We start from the raw sequence: 16,315 nt of genomic DNA on the forward strand, positions 1-16,315 counted from the left end.
CATCGATGGTGGTGAGACGGCCCGTTCTCTGGCTGTGGCCATCCCCATTTGGGAGCTTTCCGTGAGGGGAAGACTACTGCTAGGTGGTGTATGTCCGCAGGTTTCCTGCGGACAGGCTGCGGACGGCGAACTCGACACGCCTAGCCAGGTGCGCTGTTCCGGTCGTCTCCGCGATGGCCTGTACGCTTTCGTACGCCTCGAGTGCGGCGCTGACGTCGCCGAGTTCGGCCAACGTCGCCGCGAGGTCAAATCTGTAGGGGACGGTCCATGCCGCACCTTGCGCGTACGGCGGCAATCCGTGCAGGCCAGTGCGAAGGTGCTCGACTGCCAGGGCGTTGTCGCCGAGCAGCCGATAGGTCAGGCCGCGCTGCATCTTCAGGTAGTCCAGAGAGTGAAAATAGATCCATGGTGGCTCCCGGTCTGGGGCCTCGGTCGCTTGCGTGGCGAGATCAATAGCCTGGTCGAGTAGCCCGATCGCGGTGGAAGCCGCTCCGACCAGAGCATGACCTCGCGCCTCCTGCTGAGCGGCGAGCGCCCGTACGCCTGGGCTGGCTGGTTGGCACAGGGCTGCTGCCGACAACCCGATCAAAGGTCCTGGTCGGCGGTGTTGCCATGCCAGGTGTCCACGCATGCTGAGCACCGTGGCGATCATGTCCGAATTTCCGGCCTCGGTGCCCCATTCCAAAGCAGCGGAGTACCAGTGACCAGCCACGCGCGGATGTCCGGCGGCGGCGTTTAGCCAGCCCCCGAACTGGGCCCACTGGGCGGCTAAATCCACGAGACGGGCCCTCGAGTCACCGTGCACTTCGGTGATCTGGGTGGCGAGGAAGTTAAGTTGGATGCGGACTGCTGGGAGCACCGCGGCAGCGCCAATGCTGTCTTCGAGGCGGCGGTGTGCGGTGAGTGTATCGGCGAGGGCGTCGAGAGTGGCTGGCTCAACCCGGCGAGGGCGCTCTTGGGTAGAGGCCAGGCGGTCAGTCGATTGGCCTACCGACGGGGCTGGACGGATCAAGCTGGTAAGCCGGTCGTCGCTGTTGAGTGCGTCGTCCAACCGTTTAGCGAGATCCAGGGTGGGTTGTCGACGGCCAGTTTCAATGTCATGCAGATGCCCTCGGCTGGACAGGGCAAAGGACGCGAGCTGGCGGAGGCTGACTCCCGCGACTGTGCGCAGCTGGCGTAGTTCGGCTCCGAAACAGGGGTCAACGATCGCCAGCATTGGGTTCCCCCAGGTTGAGGAGTGAGCGGTGGGCCGCCGGCCTCACTCCGGCGGGCCGCCGCCATCGACGGTACTCCCCGCCCGCACGTCACGCCGCCATCCAGCGGTGTGGACGACTCCGGCGCGTCGCGCCGTACGCCCGACCACGGAATGGTGGTTCCGAACAGGTCTGCACCAGCAGGAAAACCGGCGCCTCCGGCAGAACGCATGGCTCCGAAACGAGGTCCGGCATTGTCGGGATGCCATCGACGCGATGGCCACGACATGGAGGCGCGGCGCCGGGAATTCGTCCTGGGCGAGCTGCTCGCCCAGGCAGACGCCCACAGGCAGACGGCAGTCGCGACACTGGCTCGCCCTGGCGGGGGGTCGATCTTCAAGCCTCGGAGGATCGGCGCAGCTTCTACTGGCAGGTGTACGCCGACGTGCTGGAGGACCTTTGGGATGCTGGGCGATCCACCGGCGAGGAGCAGTGACAGTAGCGGTGACAACTCCTCCCCCCTGAAGGGGTGAGACATGCTGTGAATTCTCTACCGAGATGCGGTCTGACCAGGAGACACGTCAAGAACTGCGGAACAGTGCAGCCGTTTTCGACTTACTCGTAATGTGTAGGTCGACGGTTCGATTCCGTCAGACGGCTCGGGACGACGAAGGGCCTGGTCACACCGCTGACCAGGGTCTTCGTCATGTCTGGGGTCGACGGGTGGCGATCAAGGGCATCGTATCCTCACTATCTGAGGACAGAACTACCCGGCACTCTTTCCGAGCCGATGCTCAGCAAGATCGGACACGGGGAAACAGTGCCGTCGCCGCCTCCGCAGTCTCCGCAGCACGTTTCACCTGACCGAGACTTGGCGCCGCGTACCGACGGGCGGTACGAATGCTCGCCAGTCCATGGCCTGCTGGACGGTGGAGGTGCCTAGCCCGGAGTCCAGCAGCATGGTTGCTGCCGGGTGTCGAGCCGCGTGCGACCCGTCGCGCGGCAAGTCTCACATTTACGTTGTGCCGCTAAGCTTCGTACGCGTTGCAGGCGGACAGTCGATGGGGAGTGTCGGCTGTTTCTGGCAGTAGTACACACTCCTGAAAGGAGGGCGGCATGGGACGCCTGAACCGCGTCGCCAGGATTCTCATGAAAGCCGGGGGTGCCCTATCGCTAGCCTCTATCGCCCTAAACGGAGCTAGGATATCCCCGCTGTCCTTTGCGCTGCTCGGAGTAGCCATGATCGGTGGCGTCCTCATAATTGTCGATGGCAGACTGGAAAAGCGGCGGGAGAGCTAGGAATCTCCCACCAGTTTCGATGCAGGTGGCGAAGTCGAGGTTCGATTCCGGCAGCGGCTCAAGGAGATGCCCTGACCAGCAGGACTGCTGGTCAGGGCAGGATTTTAGCTATGGGTTCGCACCGCCCCCGACCCGTGCGGCTACCCGACCCGGGTTGCCGCGGTGTCTTCGACGAGCCGGCCGTCGGTCAGGTGGATGATGCGGTCGCAGGCGTCGGCGAGTCGGAGTTCGTGGGTCGCCAACAGCATGGTGGGTGCTCCGTGCTCGGTTCTGAGCTGGATGAGGAGGTCCAGGATGGTGTCGCCGGTGCGCGAGTCGAGGTTGCCGGTGGGCTCGTCGGCCAGCAGTAGCCGGGGTCGGCCGACCAGGGCTCTTGCGATGGCGACCCGCTGCTGTTGGCCGCCGGACAGTTCGCCGGGAAGGGCGTTGTAGCGACCGCCGAGCCCGACGGCATCGAGTAGTTCACGGGCTCGGGCCACCTTGTCGAACGCGACCCGGTAAGGAACCAACGGTGCGAGGACGTTGTCCAGTGTGGTGAGCGCTGGCAGCAGATGGTAGCGCTGGACAACGAAGCCCACGCTGCGACGGAATGCCTCGAGGCGAGGTCGGCGCATCGACGTGATGTCCTCGCCGTCGACCAGGATCGTGCCTGAGTCGGCCTGCTCGATGGCGCCGAGGAGATGCAGCAGGGTCGACTTGCCTGAGCCGGAGGGGCCGGTGACCGCCGTCATGCTTCCCGGATCACAGGTGACCGAGAGGTTGTCCACCGCCGGGATCCTCGTCGACCCGGCGGGAAAGTGTTTCGAAAGTTGAGAGATTTCGATGGATGTGCCGTGCGGCATTGCTCACTCCTCGGCCAGCAGGGTGGACACGGGTACCCGCAACTGCAGGAGGGCGGGAACAAGGGCGGCGACCGCCGACAGGATCGCCGCGGCGAGCACCACAATGAGGAGCAGCGGACCGATTCCGGGCGGGATCTGTTCAGCGAACAACGCTGAACCGGCGATGCCCAGGGCGGCTCCGGGGAGCGCCCCGATGAGCCCGAGGGTGGTGCCCTCGAAGACAACGAGGCGAGCCAGTGCCGTCACGGGCCACCCGGAGGACCGGAGTACCGCGAACTCATCCGCCCGCTCTCTGATGTTCAGATACAGCACGTCGGCGATCGCGGCCAGTCCCAGGGTGAGGGTGGCGACCACGGCCACCAGATCCACCCCGCGGACCTGAATAGAGACCGCCTCACCGAGAAGACTGCCGGTAATCGACCCATGAAAGCTCGTGGTGACGATGGCTACGATGGTGGCGGCGGCGACGCCGGTGGCGAGGGCGGCTGCGGCGAGTAGGGTTCGCCCGCCCGTCCGCGACACGTTGGTGAGCGCCATTTTCAGGACGCTGCGTCCTGTCCACGCTTTTCGTCGAGGTGGCCGCACGGCGGGCCGGATCGAGGTGGCGGGGCGGGTCCGTGCGGCGAGCCAGGCGGGCACGGCGCCGGCGGCGAGGGACACCCCGATGGCCAGCGGCACGGCCAGAGCCGCGTGCCCAGCGGTCAGTTGTACTCCCACCAACTGGGCCAGCGGCCAGGCGATCAAGGCGCTGACACATCCTGCGGCGACTGCGATGAGGCCCGTCTCGGTGACGATCAGGAAGGCCAGTCGTCTGCGGGGCCAGCCGAGGGTGGCCAGGATGGCCAGCTCTCGTCGCCGGTCACGCACCGCTGCCGACACGCCGTTGACCAGGAACAGAAGGCAGACGATGAGGATCAGCCCGAACAGGAAGGTGCTCTTGTGGTCTATCGCCTTCAGGACGAGCGTGGCGACGCCCTTCTTCGTCCACTGCTCCTGCAGGCTCAGCTGGGGGCGCCCGAAGGATCCCGCTGGCAAGGTCACGCTCTGCGGGGCGGGCGACGAGCCGAGCGTGACGTCGACGTCCAGCCCGGTTCTGGTGGAGACCATCTGCGCGACGGACCGGACGCGTTCCAGGCTCACCTCGTCGGGGCCGGTGACACCGGCCACCCGGATCCGGATCGCGGACAGGGGGTCCGGCGAGCTCGTGAGGCCCGGGTATCCGGCCAGCGTTGTCAGCAGTAGCGGCGGGGTGGCCAGGTAGCCGCCCGGGTTGCTGTCTGGTTCGAGGGGCTGTCCGCCCAGGAGGTGCCGTGACTGCGCGTCGGCACCGTCCGCCGCTGGTGGGAAGTATGTCTCCAGCGGTACGGCGGACAGATCACTGAACCCGGAAAGCTCCTGCGGATCGAACGTGCCCACTGCGGTGGCCACCAGCTGCTCGTCGCTCGCCGACGGTGCCTTACGCAAGGGCCGAAATTTTCGATCGGCGCCGAACCACGACGTGGCCGGGTTTCCGTGCACGGTGTCGGTGAAGACGCCGGGGTGGTGAGGTGCGATCGTGGGCGTCAGCCCAGAATCGCTCTGGGTGTATGTCACGGCACCAGACTGGATGATGTGGTTGAGCGAGCCGATCTGGTTGCCCGGGGTCACAAGTGGCGCGTAGGCGTCCGTGACGTGCGCCTCGGTCCGTTCGCCGACCGGGACGGCGGTGGCCGCGTCGAGCTCGGCCTGGGCATCGGACCAGTCCCGGCCAGGAAGTTGGGCGACGGCGGGACCGATGATCCGACCAGGCGCCACCACCAGTCCCTCATCGAGGGCGGGAGTGGTGGTGGCGAGAACCGGAACCGATATCCGCGGTGTCCCCTCCAGCGGCTCGGGTGCATCGTCGGGTTCAAGATAGCGGCCCGTGGTGACTGCGTGATCCAGACCGACGAGGTCGGCCTCGGCCCGGGGATCAACCGCGGCCAACAGGAGCGACATCGGCCAGCTGACGCCTTTGGTAAGCCGGTCCGACACCACCGGAGCCCTCTCGCGCGTACCGGTGACGAACGACCCGTCGGCCCTCAGGTGCACAACATCCAAGGGCGACCGCAACTCCTGATTGCCGAGTGGTCCCATGTCTCCCTCGGAAAACAGGCACAGTGGGCGTTCGCCGCCGTCGGCGAGGATCTCGATCGGGGACGGGCGGCCCGCGCACGCGGATGTCGGGGGCCGGTTCCTTCCGTCGGACCAGGTTGCGCTGGTCGCGCTCACCTCCGGCCACACAATGGTGTTCCGGGTGACATAGGCGTAGCGAGGGGCGTCACCATCCAGGATCGATAGCCCTCGCGCTGTGTTCCACGACAGTCCCAGGCGTATGACCTGTCGATCGAGCCCCGGGTCCACCGCGTCCGTGAGATCCACTGCGACCCCGCCGTTGACCGTGACATAACCGATCATCGCGATCGGCGCCGCGACCTCGACTCCTGGAATCCGGCGTATCTCCTCATACTGCGGCATGCTGATTCCGCCGAACTGCCCTGACAGGAAGTTGGGGCGGACGAGGCCCTGCTGCTCCTCCAAGGGAGTCCGACTGCCATCCGGACGGACCAGGATGTCATAGGCCGACCGGAAATCAGCCTCCACGACACCAGACACCGTCAGACGCGACGTCTCGGCGCTGCCCGTCAAAACCGTGAACCCGGTGGTCGCCACCAGCACGGCCACAAACAACGCCACCGCCCGACCGAGTCGGCGCCGCACCTGGGCAATGACCATCCGCACCATCAAGGTGCCTCCCCCTAGCCAGGTCCGTGAATCCACCCACGATACCTTCGTCGGCGCGAAGCGAGACATGCATCATCCGGGTGGCCAGCACTTAACCCAATTCACGGAAGCCTAAGTCATCCCACCCTTTGGGTGGCCCCGCACGGAGCCCAGCGAGCAGGAAAATTTCCGTACCGGGCTCCTACCCTGAGGCGCACGTCGAAAGTGGATGCCATACGACGCCTTGATTCCCCGCGTAGTTGGTGCAGTCGTGTTCGCTGTGGAGCAAGACGGGTGCGGCACCCTGATCTTGCTGGGGCGTCTACCGCCTTCCCCGGGCGCGACGTGGCGGACCTGGTGGAGCACGTGGTCGTCCGCTACCAGGGGGCTCATCGCTGGCGTCCTGCTCCGAGCAACTCTGGTTGACTATCCATTGCTAGTCAACTAAGGTTGCTCGCATGACGGTCGAAGTCCAGTCCTCGGAGGATCCCGGCGCTGCACTCGCCGCTGTCACGGCATTACGGCGCCTGGCTGACCAGTTGGAAGATTCTGCCGTGGAGTGCGCCATGCGATCCGGTTGGAGTTGGCCGCAGGTCGCGGAGGCGCTCGGTGTGACGCGGCAGGCGGTGCACAAAAAGCATGCCAAGCGGCTCGTTGCTGCCGGCGTTGCGCTAAGGAGGCGTTGACCATGTCCACGACAATCCGCCGCTACGTGCAGGCCGTCATCGACCAGGCCGGGACCGAGGCCCAGAAGGAAGGTGCCGCATCTATTGAGGCTCAGCACCTCCTCCTGGCGATAGCCGCGGATCCGGAGGCGAAGACGCAGCAGGTGCTGAGCGCGGCTGGTCTCGACCACCAGAGTATTCGTACCGCGCTGCAGCGGGAGTTCGAGCAGAGTCTTGGTGTGGCCGGAGTTTCCCTGGCCGCCTTCGGCATGGTGGCTCGTCCCGGGGTGAGTCACGCCCGTCCCACCAAGCTCGGTGCCTCGGCCAAACTGGCACTTGAGCGTGGTGTGGGCAAGCGCCGGAGTGAGTGGCGACCGCTGCACCTGCTGCTCGGTGTTCTGCAGGCCCAGGAGGGCGTCGTGCCGCGAGCGCTCGCCACCGCCGGGATCAACCAGCCCGACCTCACGATGCGGGTGATCGATGCGCTCACCGTCCAGGATGGCTGACGAGGGGTAGTCGTTGAAGGGAATCAGGGCTGGCGTGTTTTGGTTGTTCTGGATCGGTTGTGCGGCGTACTTTGTGTTATTGAATGCGTTTTTCGCCGATGCCACCGGAGTTTTTGCAGTTTGCGTCAGTGTCATCGCTGCAGCTCCGGTTGCCGCCATCCTGCATCACTCCTGGGGTCGCAGAAATGGCGGCTAGCGGTCATTCCGGCTAGCCCAGCGAACCGCCATCGTCATTCTGCGCGGTGCGCACCGGGCTGGTCTGGCTCGGGATGGTGGTGTGGAGTGGTCATCGCGGTGTCGTTGTCCATCCCCCGTCGTGGGTGAGGTGCCAGCTGAGGCCGGTGGCGGCAACCACACAAACGGACAAAAGTGTTTAATTTGGTAAAACGCGATGGCTGTACTCGGATGGTACTTTACGCCGATATGCTAATTTGTTACCCGTCACCAGCTGCGAAGGAGTCGCGTCCGCGTCGAGTCATCCGAAGTCATCGACCACCCCTTGGCGCGGTCCCGGGCGACCGGTCGACCCCACTTTGGTAAGCGGTATCCCTGACTTACGCCCAATGGGCTAGCGGTTACCGGAGCCTACGATGGGAACAAACACCGCGAACGGGATGGTGTTGCCGGATCGGGGGATGGGGGAGTGAGGACGAAACCGCAGTATGTGGCCCTTGTCGTAGCTTCGGTGGTGCTGGCAGCGGTTGCCGCGGCCCCGAACCCGACCCAAGCGGCCCCTGGTGCCCGTGCCGACAAGATCAAAGATGTTCCGGACATCGCTGGCGAGTGGTACCGCGACATCGTCGAGTGGGCCAACACCACCCCCGGCATCGTCCAGGGGTTCATGGCGCACTTCACCGATCTCGGCATCGTTCTCCTGGCGGCGACCTGGTTGTTGGTCCTCGGGCGTGCCCGCAGAGGGCCGGCCCCCGGCCGATGGCGGTGGCACTGGTCAGTGGGGTTGCGGTGGTGCTCGCGTACGGCATGAGTGAGTGGTCCAAGACCTATCTGGCCGCGGAGCGTCCCTGCCGGACACTGTCCGGCCCGCCGATCATCGCGGAGAAGTGCCCGACGGCTGGTGACTGGTCCTTCCCCAGTAACCACAGCACGATCGCCTTCGGGCTGGCCGTAGCGATCTTCCTGGTCTCCTGGCGGGTGGGCTTGCTCGCGCTGCCACTCGCCGTGCTGGCCGGCTTCTCTCGGATCTTCGTCGGTGTGCACTATCCGCACGACGTGGCGGCCGGGTTCCTGATCGGTGCGGCGGTGACCCTGGTCGTGGCGGCGCTGCTGGCCCCTCCAACAACCAGGCTGGTCGACTCGCTGCGGGAGAGGCCAGGTCTGGGGCGGTTGCTCACAGCGGAGCGTCATGGGCCCGGAGTAGCAGCGGCCCGCCGCGTCACCTGGAATGTCACTGGCCGGGAGTGATGTAGCGGTGTTCGTAGGCGGCGATGACGGCCTGGGCGCGGTCGCGGGCGCCGAGTTTGGCGAAGAGTCGGTTGATGCGGTCGGTGCATGACCAGAACTGCGCTTGCACCCCAGCCGCTTCCCCGGTCCACGGCCCGGCGGCGGTCACTCGGCCGCGTCGGGTGCGGGCGCCGTGGTTCTCATTCGGCTACCTCCTGATGCCCTTGACCATCGCCGCGTGGTTCCGTCTGCCCCCGGCCCTGCGAGTGCGCGGCAGCTCTTCGTCGGGGGGCATCGCCGATCGTACGAATTAAGTGATTTTCACGTATTGGGCGCTCACTTGGCCGCGCGGCGGCTGCGGGCGTAGTGCCGGGCTGCCTTGGCCCGGTTTCCGCAGCCTGCCATCGAGCACCAGCGACGATTGCCTTTCGGGCTGGTGTCCAGGAAGTGCAGGACGCAGTCCGGGTGAGCGCAGCGTCGCAGCCGATCGGGGTGCTCGGTCAAAAGAGTGTGGTAGTTGTCCGCCGCGTGCCAGGCCGCCAGATGAACCGGGTCCTCGACCCACACCACGGTTGTCGGGCCGTCCTGCCCGACGCTACGTGTGACGTGTCCCCAGGCGAGTACGGAGTTCAGGGCGGCGAGTGCTGCCGGGGAGGCCGGGTCGGTGAGGTGTGCCCGAATCGCCTCGCGCGCGACGAGCAGCGCTTGGCGGACCGGCTCGGTGGCCGGCCAGTGTGAGCGGTCGTTGCTGGCGAGCCAGAGCCGCGTTCCCGCAAGGTCGCCGAGCAGGTCATGGGGGCCTTCGGCGTCCACCCAGATCGTGTTGAGCAGGTCCAGGCCGAGTGGCTCGCCGATGAGTGGGCGTGGATCGCGCGGCGGGCCGGTGTCACTCATGCCCGCCACTCTAACCGATGGAGGCGGGTTGACAGGTCGAATGCTAACCCCTAGCGTAGGGTTCACCGGTTAGAAGCGCCGTTGTTCCGGCGCGCCGTTACGGAGGTAGCCCATGACCACGATCACCACACCGATCACCCTGAAGACCGGGCACATCGGGCTCAATGTCACCGACCTCGCCCGCTCGATCGATTTCTATCGAGCCGCGCTTGGGCTTGACCTGCAGGCCACGGGCGCCAAGGGGGCGCAGCGTTGGGCGTTCCTCGGCCGAGACGGACACCCGCTCGTGACGCTCTGGCAGCAGTCGGACGGCCGCTTCCCCACTGACCGTCCCGGGCTGCATCACCTGTCCTTCCAGGTGGAGACGATCGCCGAGGTGCAGACCATCCAAGCGACCCTGCGGGCGCTCGGTGTCGAGTTCGCCTACGACGGTGTGGTTCCCCACGGCGAGGGAGTGACCTCCGGTGGAGTGTTCTTCACCGACCCCGACGGCATCCGGCTCGAGGTATACGCACCGACCGGTGCCGATGCGGTCGCCGTCCCAGTCAACGGCGCCCCCACCTGCGGTTTCTTCTAAGCCGACCCGGTGGTGCCGGGTCCGCTGCTCCGGGCCCGGCACCACCGCCCCGCCAAGCGACAGCGCCACAGAGAGGCGGCAATGGTCCACTACCACCCCGGGGAACTCGCCGCGCAGCGGCGGGCCGGAGTCGTCGAACAGGCGGAGCGTTCCCGCCTTGGGATCGGCACGACGCTCCCGCCGCCGGCCGTGCAGTTCCTGGCCGAACAACCCATGATCGTCGTCGGTGCGGCGGACGACGGCGGGCGCATGTGGGCAAGCCTGCTCACCGGGCCGCCCGGTTTCATCAGCGCCTCCGACGAGCGGACCATCGACATCGGCGCCCGACCGGTGCCTGGCGATCCGCTCGCCCCAGTGCTCGCCCACCCGACCGAGGTCGGCTCGATCGCCATTGAGCCCGGCACGCGGCGTCGGATGCGGCTCAACGGGGTCAGCCACCCGAAGCCCGGTGGGCTCCGGGTCCGGGCCGCGCAGGTCTATGCCAACTGTCCCAAATACATCCAGCAGCGGACCCCGCGGCGCGCCACCCACACCCGATCACCCACGCCGCCCGTCATCAGCAAGAACCTCACGCCGACCCAGCAGGAGACCGTCCGGTCGGCCGACACCTTCTTCGTGGCCACCCGATCCGCAGCGGGCGCGTGCGACGCCTCGCACCGAGGCGGCAACCCCGGCTTCACGCACGTGCTCTCACCCGACCGGTTGCGTTGGCCGGACTACGGCGGCAACGCGATGTTGATGACGCTGGGCAATCTCCAGCAGGACCCGGCCGCCGGCGTGCTGCTGGTCGACTGGTCCTCCGCTACGACGTTGCACCTCACCGGCACCGCCGAGGTCGACTGGGATCCGGCTGTCCCGATGCCCGGTGCACAGCGGACGGTCGACTTCCACGTGGAACGAGTTGTCCAGATCGACCACACCAGCCCCTTTACCTGGAGCGCGCCGAGATACTCCCGCTTCAATCCCACCCTCGACCCGCAGGCGGACACACCATGACCGTGATCGTCGATCTCAACCTGTGCCAAAACCACGGACAGTGCGTGTACGCCGCACCCGAGGTGTTCGCCTTCGACGAGGAGGAAAACCTGACATACCAGCCGGAGCCTCCGGAGTCGCAACACGACAGGGTGCGCGCCGCCGTCGCCGCCTGCCCCGTCCGCGCCATCCTGGTGCGCGAGCCATGAGCCCCCTGCGCCGGGTGGTGGTGGTCGGTGCCTCACTCGCCGGGCTACGCGCCGCCGAGGCGCTGCGCCGATACGGCTACGCGGGTGAACTCGTGCTGGTCGGCGACGAGCCACACCTGCCGTACGATCGACCGCCGCTCACCAAGCAGTTCCTCAACGACGGGTGGCGACCCGAGCAGATCGCGCTTCCCATTCCACCGGGGCTCGACATCACGTGGCGGCTGGGCGTACCCGCCAGCGGACTCGACGTGGCCGACCACGCGGTGCGGCTCGCTGACGGTTCGCTGCTCCACTACGACGGGGTGGTCCTCGCCACCGGCGCTCGCGCTCGGCCCTGGCCCGGCCACATGACACCCGCCGGAGTGCACACCATCCGAGGGCTCGACGACGCGGTGGCGGTGGCCGAGGCGCTGTCTCGCACCCGTCGACTACTCATCGTCGGTGCCGGCTTTCTCGGCGGCGAGGTGGCCGCGGCGGCCAGAGCCCTCGGTGTCGCGGTGACACTCGTCGAGCCCCAGGAACTTCCACTGCTCGCGCCAACCGGCCCGCACGTCGGGCGGTTCGTGGCCGCGCTGCATCGAGCCAACGGCGTCGACCTACACCTCGGCGCGAGGGTGCAAGGTTTCACCAGCAACGGGCGGGACGAGCTGACCGGGGCCGAGCTGACCGACGGGACCCACGTCGAAGCGGACCTGGCAGTCCTCGCGCTCGGCGCCACGCCGAACATCGAATGGCTCGCCGGGTCCGGCCTGGTCACCGACAGGGGGCTGGTCTGCGACGAGCACTGCCGGCCGCTCCGGGACGACCGATTGCCCGCGCCGGATGCGGTTGCCGCCGGCGATGTGACCCGATGGCCGCATCCGCTGGCGGGGCATGAGCTGATCTCACCCGGCCACTGGAGCAACACCGTCGAGCAGGCCACCGCCGCAGCGCAGACTCTGCTGAAGCCCGACACAGCCCCCGCTTACCTGCCCGTGCCGTCGTTCTGGTCAGACCTGTACGGGGCGCGAATCCGCGCGGTCGGGCTGCCGCACCTTGCCGACGTCAGCGAGGTGGTCGACCACGACCCCGCCGCACATCGCCTCATCGTGACCTACCACCGGAACGGCGCACTCGTCGGCGCGCTCACCGCCAACCGCACCAGCCAGCTCGCTTCCTACCGTGCGGAAGTCCAGCGCCACCTCGACAGTCGACCTACCCGCACTCGGTCGGTTCATGACTGAGTGGTGCGTGGCCGGTGCGGAGCAGCAGCTCGGGCGGAAACGAGGAAGCTGAGCAGCGCGGCGACCACGCTTGCGCTCAGGGCCGGAGGTCAGGGCTGACGTGGTACGTCTGCCCGGCACAGGGCGGCGGAGCGGCGCGGTCGGAGCAGGGTGCTGATTGTCCTGGCGCCGTCCCCCTGGGGAATGCCTCACCGGCGGGCTTGATCTATTGTGCCGGTGTCATACTCCGGGCCGAGGCCGAAGATCGCACTGCGGGGTGACGATCGGGGCGTGTCGCCTTCCGACACTGGTGCTTATCCAAGACGGAAGGCGCTGTAATGACCAGGACTCCGCTACTACGTCAGCCGCTCGCCGTGCCCGCGACCCGGCGGCGGTCCCTCGGCCCTGCCCGCACCAGGCCGTGGCCGCTGCTCTGGGCGGGGAGCGCCGTGGCGGCGGCGCTTATGGCCGCGGTGACTGACCAGGGGCCGCACCGGATCTGGGGGCTCTGCGCAACCATCGGCTACGCGCTGGCCGCGATCTTGGCTGCTGGTCCGTCGATTCGGCTGCGCCGGGCCGCGCCGTTCGTCGCGGCGGTGGGCGCGGCCGTCGTACCCATGGTGTGGTTGGTCGTGCACCGGCAGGGGCAGCTCGAGGTCGATGTCGTGCACCACTCCGGTGTGCTGCTGTTGCAGACCGGCAGCCCGTACCTGCCCGAGCCATCCCAGCTCGAGGACTACAACCCGTACCTGCCGGCGATGGCGCTGTTCGGGATGCCGTACGCCCTGCTCGGTGATAGCCCCGTGGGCGACGCGCGCTGGGGGTTCGCGCTGGTCTTCGGGCTCGCCCTGGCGGTGGCCGCCCGGCTCGCCGTCGGTCACTGTGCTCCCCGGGCCCTCGCACTCCTGGCCGCACTTCCACTGTTGGCCCTGCCGCTGGCCAGCGGGGGCATCGACCTGCCGGTCACGGCGCTGATGTGCCTCGCCCTCGCGACCGCCGCCGTGGGCCGTCCCGCGAAGACCGGGCTGGCCGCCGGCGCGGCGGCAGCGATGAAGTGGACGGCCTGGCCCGTACTGGTGGTGGCGTTGGTGTTGCTCGCGGTACGCCGGGGCGGACGGGCCGCGTCGGGTGCGGGCGCCGTGGCCGCCGTGGTCCTCGTTGTGCTGACGGTTCCGAGCTTCCTCGCCTCGCCGGGGGCCTTCGTTGAACATGTTCTGCGCTATCCGCTGGGAGCGGGCCAGGTCGCCTCGCCCGCCGCGAGTCCGTTGCCCGGGCACCTCATCGCCACGCTGCTGCCGGGCGGGCGCCCGCTCGCCCTGGTACTGCTCGCCTGGGCCGCGGTGGCCATCGCCGTCGCACTGGTGACGAGACCACCACGGACGCTGCTCGCCGCCGCCGACCGGCTCGCCTTCGCCCTCGCGGTGGCCATCTGCCTGGCCCCCGCCACCCGGTTCGGCTACCTCCTGATGCCGCTGACCATCGCCGCGTGGTTCCGTCTGCATCCTGGCCCGACGAATGTGCGCGGTAGCTCAATGTCCGGCTAATGCCTGTTAGACCGAATTGAGTAGTCTTTGCAGAATTATGCTTGTGTGAGGTTGGTGTCGGTCTAGCGTGCGGGTGGCTGCTACCGCCGGCCTGGTAGCCGAGGAAGGCCCGGGCCATCGGGCTCCTCGTCGTTCACGGGGAAGGGCGTCAAGACCGCGATGAACCATCAGCGCCATACGACCGGAGCCAACTCGGAGCATCCCCACGAAGGTCGGGTGAGGTCACGGTGGTGGGCAGTCGGGTTGGCCGGAGCGGCCGGTCTAGCGCTCACCACCGCCGTCGCCACCGGCATCACCGTTCCCGGCGTGGACGCTGTCGGCCGCGCCGTCGCCGATGACCGGCTCGGAAAGTCGAAGGGCGCGTCGGTGCCCTGTGACACGGGTCGGCTGATCGCCGAGATCACCCGAGCCAACGCCCAGGGCGGTGCCGTCCTCGACCTCGCCGCGGGCTGTACCTATCTGCTTACCGCGGACCTCGACGGTGCCGGTCTGCCCGCGATCACCACTCCGATCACCCTCAACGGAGGTGAGAACACCACCCTCAAACGCTCCGCCGCAGCCGACGAATTCAGAATCCTCACCGTCGAGGCCAACGGTCGACTCACTCTGGACCACCTTACCGTCACTGGTGGGAGGATATCCGGTGACACCGACGGCGGCGGGATCCTCATCAATCCAGGTGGCGGTGCCACTATCAAGAATAGTAAGATTGTTGAAAATGTATCCAGTGAGGGTGATGCTGGCGGAATTGGGAATATTGGCGGTGCTCTCCACGTCGAACACTCCGTCGTCAGTAGGAATATCGCGGCGAACATCGGTGGTGGCATCTTCAGTATCGGCGCGATCTCCATCGACAAGTCACGGTTCGAGGCGAACACCGCGCTGACGGGCGGAGCCCTGACCGTCAGTGGTCACCTGGCGATTACCCGGAGCGAGTTGGTCGGTCACCAGGCCGCCGAGGGTGGCGCCATCTTCATCCTTGGCGCGTCGACCGGCACCATCGGCGACACGCGCATCGAAAAGAACACGACAACGGGCTTGGGCGGCTCCGCCATCGCCGGTGCACCTCTCCAGCTCACGGTGTCCCGGGTTACCGTCGCCAACAACACCGCAACCGGCGGTGGTCAGGGTGCGGTGTTTCTGCTAGGTGGAGCCGCACTCGTCGAGGACAGCGTCATCAAGAAGAATGTCGGAGTTGACGGTGGTGGCGTGCACAACCTTGGCACATTGACGCTACTACGCACGAAGGTCACCGGTAATCAGGCTACCGAGTCGGGTGGCGGAATCTTCAACGGAGCGAGCGGCGCGCTCACCCTGCTGCGTACGAAGGTCACCGAGAACGTCGCCGGCGTCGACGGTGGCGGCATCTTCAACGAGGTGGGCGGCACGGTCGATCTCCCCACTGCTACCGGCACCACTGTCGCCAAGAATCGACCAGACAACTGCGTGAACGTTCCGGCCTGCGCCGGCTGACCCTCCACCGTGCACTACTGACTGACAGGTGGGCGGGGCCCGGGCGGACTGGCCTGCCGCTGGGTACCGCCACGCCCTTCGGAGGGCCGCTGCGTCGACCCCGGTGTCGGGCCGCTCGACGTTCCCAGCTGCGCCGGGTAGCGATCCGAATACATTGGATCCTGGGGTCCCGTTCCTGCCGAGCGCGGCGGTTCGGGACCTCCGCTCTTTCCACCATCGGTGCCGGCGGGGCAGGGATTGGCTCGACCGTGGTGGCCCGAAACGGCGGCGTCGGGGCCGTTAGGCTCTCGACATGACCGATCTACCGCTGGTTGAGGACGCGTTCGTCGTGCCGGAGGCGTTTGTCTCCCAGGGCTTGCGGCTTGAGTTGCTCGGGCCGCAGCACAACGAGGCGGATCACGCCGCCTGGATGTCGAGCATCGCGCACATCCGGTCAACGCCGGGCTTCGACCAGGGCTGGCCACCGGTGGCCGGGATGACGCTCGCCGAGAACCGCGAGGACCTGGTGGGGCATGCGCAGCGGTCACGGCAGCGGGTGGACTTCGCGTACTCGGTCATCGAGATCGCCACCGGGGACGTGGTCGGCTGCGTCTATTTTGAGCCGTCGCCGACGGGGGAACAGGAGGTGGCTGCCTCGTCGTGGGTGACCGCCGCGCGAGCGGAGCTGGACGCTCCGCTGACCGAGATCGTGGGGGCGTGGCTGCGAGACGGGTGGCCGTTCGCGGTCGTCCACTACCGCCGCGGTGCGGTGCCGCTGACGATTCGGCAGAGCCCCGGACAGCCGGTGGGGTAG

Annotated in this window: 15 protein-coding genes and 3 pseudogenes; 12 read left to right on the top strand and 6 right to left on the bottom strand. The window is 67.3% G+C overall.

Annotated elements, in window-relative coordinates; genetic code table 11:
• Window positions 1-79: 79 nt before the first annotated feature.
• Window positions 80-1,051 (bottom strand): NsdA family TPR-like regulatory protein, encoded by a 972-nt coding sequence (locus AC1UKG_RS21785; protein ID WP_482643234.1) that lies wholly within the window; start codon window positions 1,049-1,051, stop codon window positions 80-82.
• Between the two features lie 27 nt (window positions 1,052-1,078).
• Window positions 1,079-1,216 (bottom strand): annotated as a pseudogene (locus AC1UKG_RS21790) (helix-turn-helix domain-containing protein); the annotation flags it as partial.
• Window positions 1,217-1,322: 106 nt separating this feature from the next.
• Here AC1UKG_RS21790 and AC1UKG_RS21795 point away from each other — a divergent pair.
• Window positions 1,323-1,726: pseudogene (locus AC1UKG_RS21795) on the top strand (hypothetical protein).
• A 583-nt stretch (window positions 1,727-2,309) separates the two neighbouring features.
• Entirely contained in the window at window positions 2,310-2,492 is a 183-nt protein-coding gene (locus AC1UKG_RS21800; RefSeq protein ID WP_155244552.1) for a hypothetical protein, read from the top strand.
• A gap of 140 nt (window positions 2,493-2,632) precedes the next feature.
• On the opposite strand, the gene AC1UKG_RS21805 is transcribed toward AC1UKG_RS21800, so the two are convergent.
• Window positions 2,633-3,259, bottom strand: a complete 627-nt coding sequence (locus tag AC1UKG_RS21805; protein ID WP_482643075.1) for an ABC transporter ATP-binding protein — start codon at window positions 3,257-3,259, stop codon at window positions 2,633-2,635.
• A gap of 78 nt (window positions 3,260-3,337) precedes the next feature.
• Window positions 3,338-6,097 carry an ABC transporter permease gene (locus AC1UKG_RS21810; protein WP_482643074.1) on the bottom strand — a complete coding sequence of 920 codons (2,760 nt, stop codon included), beginning with the start codon at window positions 6,095-6,097 and terminating at the stop codon, window positions 3,338-3,340.
• A gap of 437 nt (window positions 6,098-6,534) precedes the next feature.
• Between AC1UKG_RS21810 and AC1UKG_RS21815 the strand changes: the two genes are divergently transcribed.
• From AC1UKG_RS21815 to AC1UKG_RS21825, 3 genes and pseudogenes are all read left to right on the top strand, one after another.
• Window positions 6,535-6,762, top strand: coding sequence for a helix-turn-helix domain-containing protein (locus tag AC1UKG_RS21815; protein ID WP_033669511.1), 228 nt, complete (start codon window positions 6,535-6,537; stop codon window positions 6,760-6,762).
• 2 nt (window positions 6,763-6,764) lie between these two features.
• Window positions 6,765-7,247: a Clp protease N-terminal domain-containing protein gene (locus AC1UKG_RS21820; protein WP_018746110.1), complete on the top strand. Its 483-nt coding sequence runs from the start codon at window positions 6,765-6,767 to the stop codon at window positions 7,245-7,247.
• Window positions 7,248-7,932: 685 nt separating this feature from the next.
• Window positions 7,933-8,669, top strand: a pseudogene (locus AC1UKG_RS21825) (phosphatase PAP2 family protein).
• On the opposite strand, the gene AC1UKG_RS21830 reads toward AC1UKG_RS21825, so the two are convergent.
• Window positions 8,653-8,778: a hypothetical protein gene (locus AC1UKG_RS21830; RefSeq protein ID WP_018746107.1), complete on the bottom strand. Its 126-nt coding sequence runs from the start codon at window positions 8,776-8,778 to the stop codon at window positions 8,653-8,655. The pseudogene AC1UKG_RS21825 and the gene AC1UKG_RS21830 sit on opposite strands and share 17 nt — an antisense overlap.
• Before the next feature lie 206 nt (window positions 8,779-8,984).
• On the bottom strand, window positions 8,985-9,542 hold the full coding sequence (locus AC1UKG_RS21835) for a CGNR zinc finger domain-containing protein (protein ID WP_018746106.1): 558 nt from the start codon (window positions 9,540-9,542) through the stop codon (window positions 8,985-8,987).
• A gap of 112 nt (window positions 9,543-9,654) precedes the next feature.
• Here AC1UKG_RS21835 and AC1UKG_RS21840 point away from each other — a divergent pair, with 112 nt between their 5' ends.
• The 7 genes from AC1UKG_RS21840 to AC1UKG_RS21870 all read left to right on the top strand — a co-directional run bounded on the left by AC1UKG_RS21840 (window position 9,655) and on the right by AC1UKG_RS21870 (window position 16,315).
• Entirely contained in the window at window positions 9,655-10,119 is a 465-nt protein-coding gene (locus AC1UKG_RS21840) for a VOC family protein (RefSeq protein WP_018746105.1), read from the top strand.
• A gap of 81 nt (window positions 10,120-10,200) precedes the next feature.
• On the top strand, window positions 10,201-11,115 hold the full coding sequence (locus AC1UKG_RS21845; RefSeq protein ID WP_018746104.1) for a pyridoxamine 5'-phosphate oxidase family protein: 915 nt from the start codon (window positions 10,201-10,203) through the stop codon (window positions 11,113-11,115).
• Window positions 11,112-11,303 carry a ferredoxin gene (locus AC1UKG_RS21850; protein ID WP_018746103.1) on the top strand — a complete coding sequence of 64 codons (192 nt, stop codon included), beginning with the start codon at window positions 11,112-11,114 and terminating at the stop codon, window positions 11,301-11,303. Before AC1UKG_RS21845 ends, AC1UKG_RS21850 begins: the two co-directional genes overlap by 4 nt.
• On the top strand, window positions 11,300-12,526 hold the full coding sequence (locus AC1UKG_RS21855; protein ID WP_018746102.1) for an FAD-dependent oxidoreductase: 1,227 nt from the start codon (window positions 11,300-11,302) through the stop codon (window positions 12,524-12,526). Before AC1UKG_RS21850 ends, AC1UKG_RS21855 begins: the two co-directional genes overlap by 4 nt.
• A 428-nt stretch (window positions 12,527-12,954) precedes the next feature.
• The gene (locus AC1UKG_RS21860) at window positions 12,955-14,049 is read left to right on the top strand and encodes a glycosyltransferase 87 family protein (RefSeq protein ID WP_475890602.1); all 1,095 of its coding nucleotides are present in this window, start codon (window positions 12,955-12,957) and stop codon (window positions 14,047-14,049) included.
• 159 nt (window positions 14,050-14,208) lie between these two features.
• A complete protein-coding gene (locus tag AC1UKG_RS21865; protein ID WP_080642022.1) occupies window positions 14,209-15,522 on the top strand; it encodes a right-handed parallel beta-helix repeat-containing protein in 1,314 nt (437 codons plus the stop codon).
• 292 nt (window positions 15,523-15,814) lie between these two features.
• Window positions 15,815-16,315 carry a hypothetical protein gene (locus AC1UKG_RS21870; RefSeq protein ID WP_018746099.1) on the top strand — a complete coding sequence of 167 codons (501 nt, stop codon included), beginning with the start codon at window positions 15,815-15,817 and terminating at the stop codon, window positions 16,313-16,315.

The organism is Salinispora sp. CH2A1_6, from assembly GCF_056820975.1.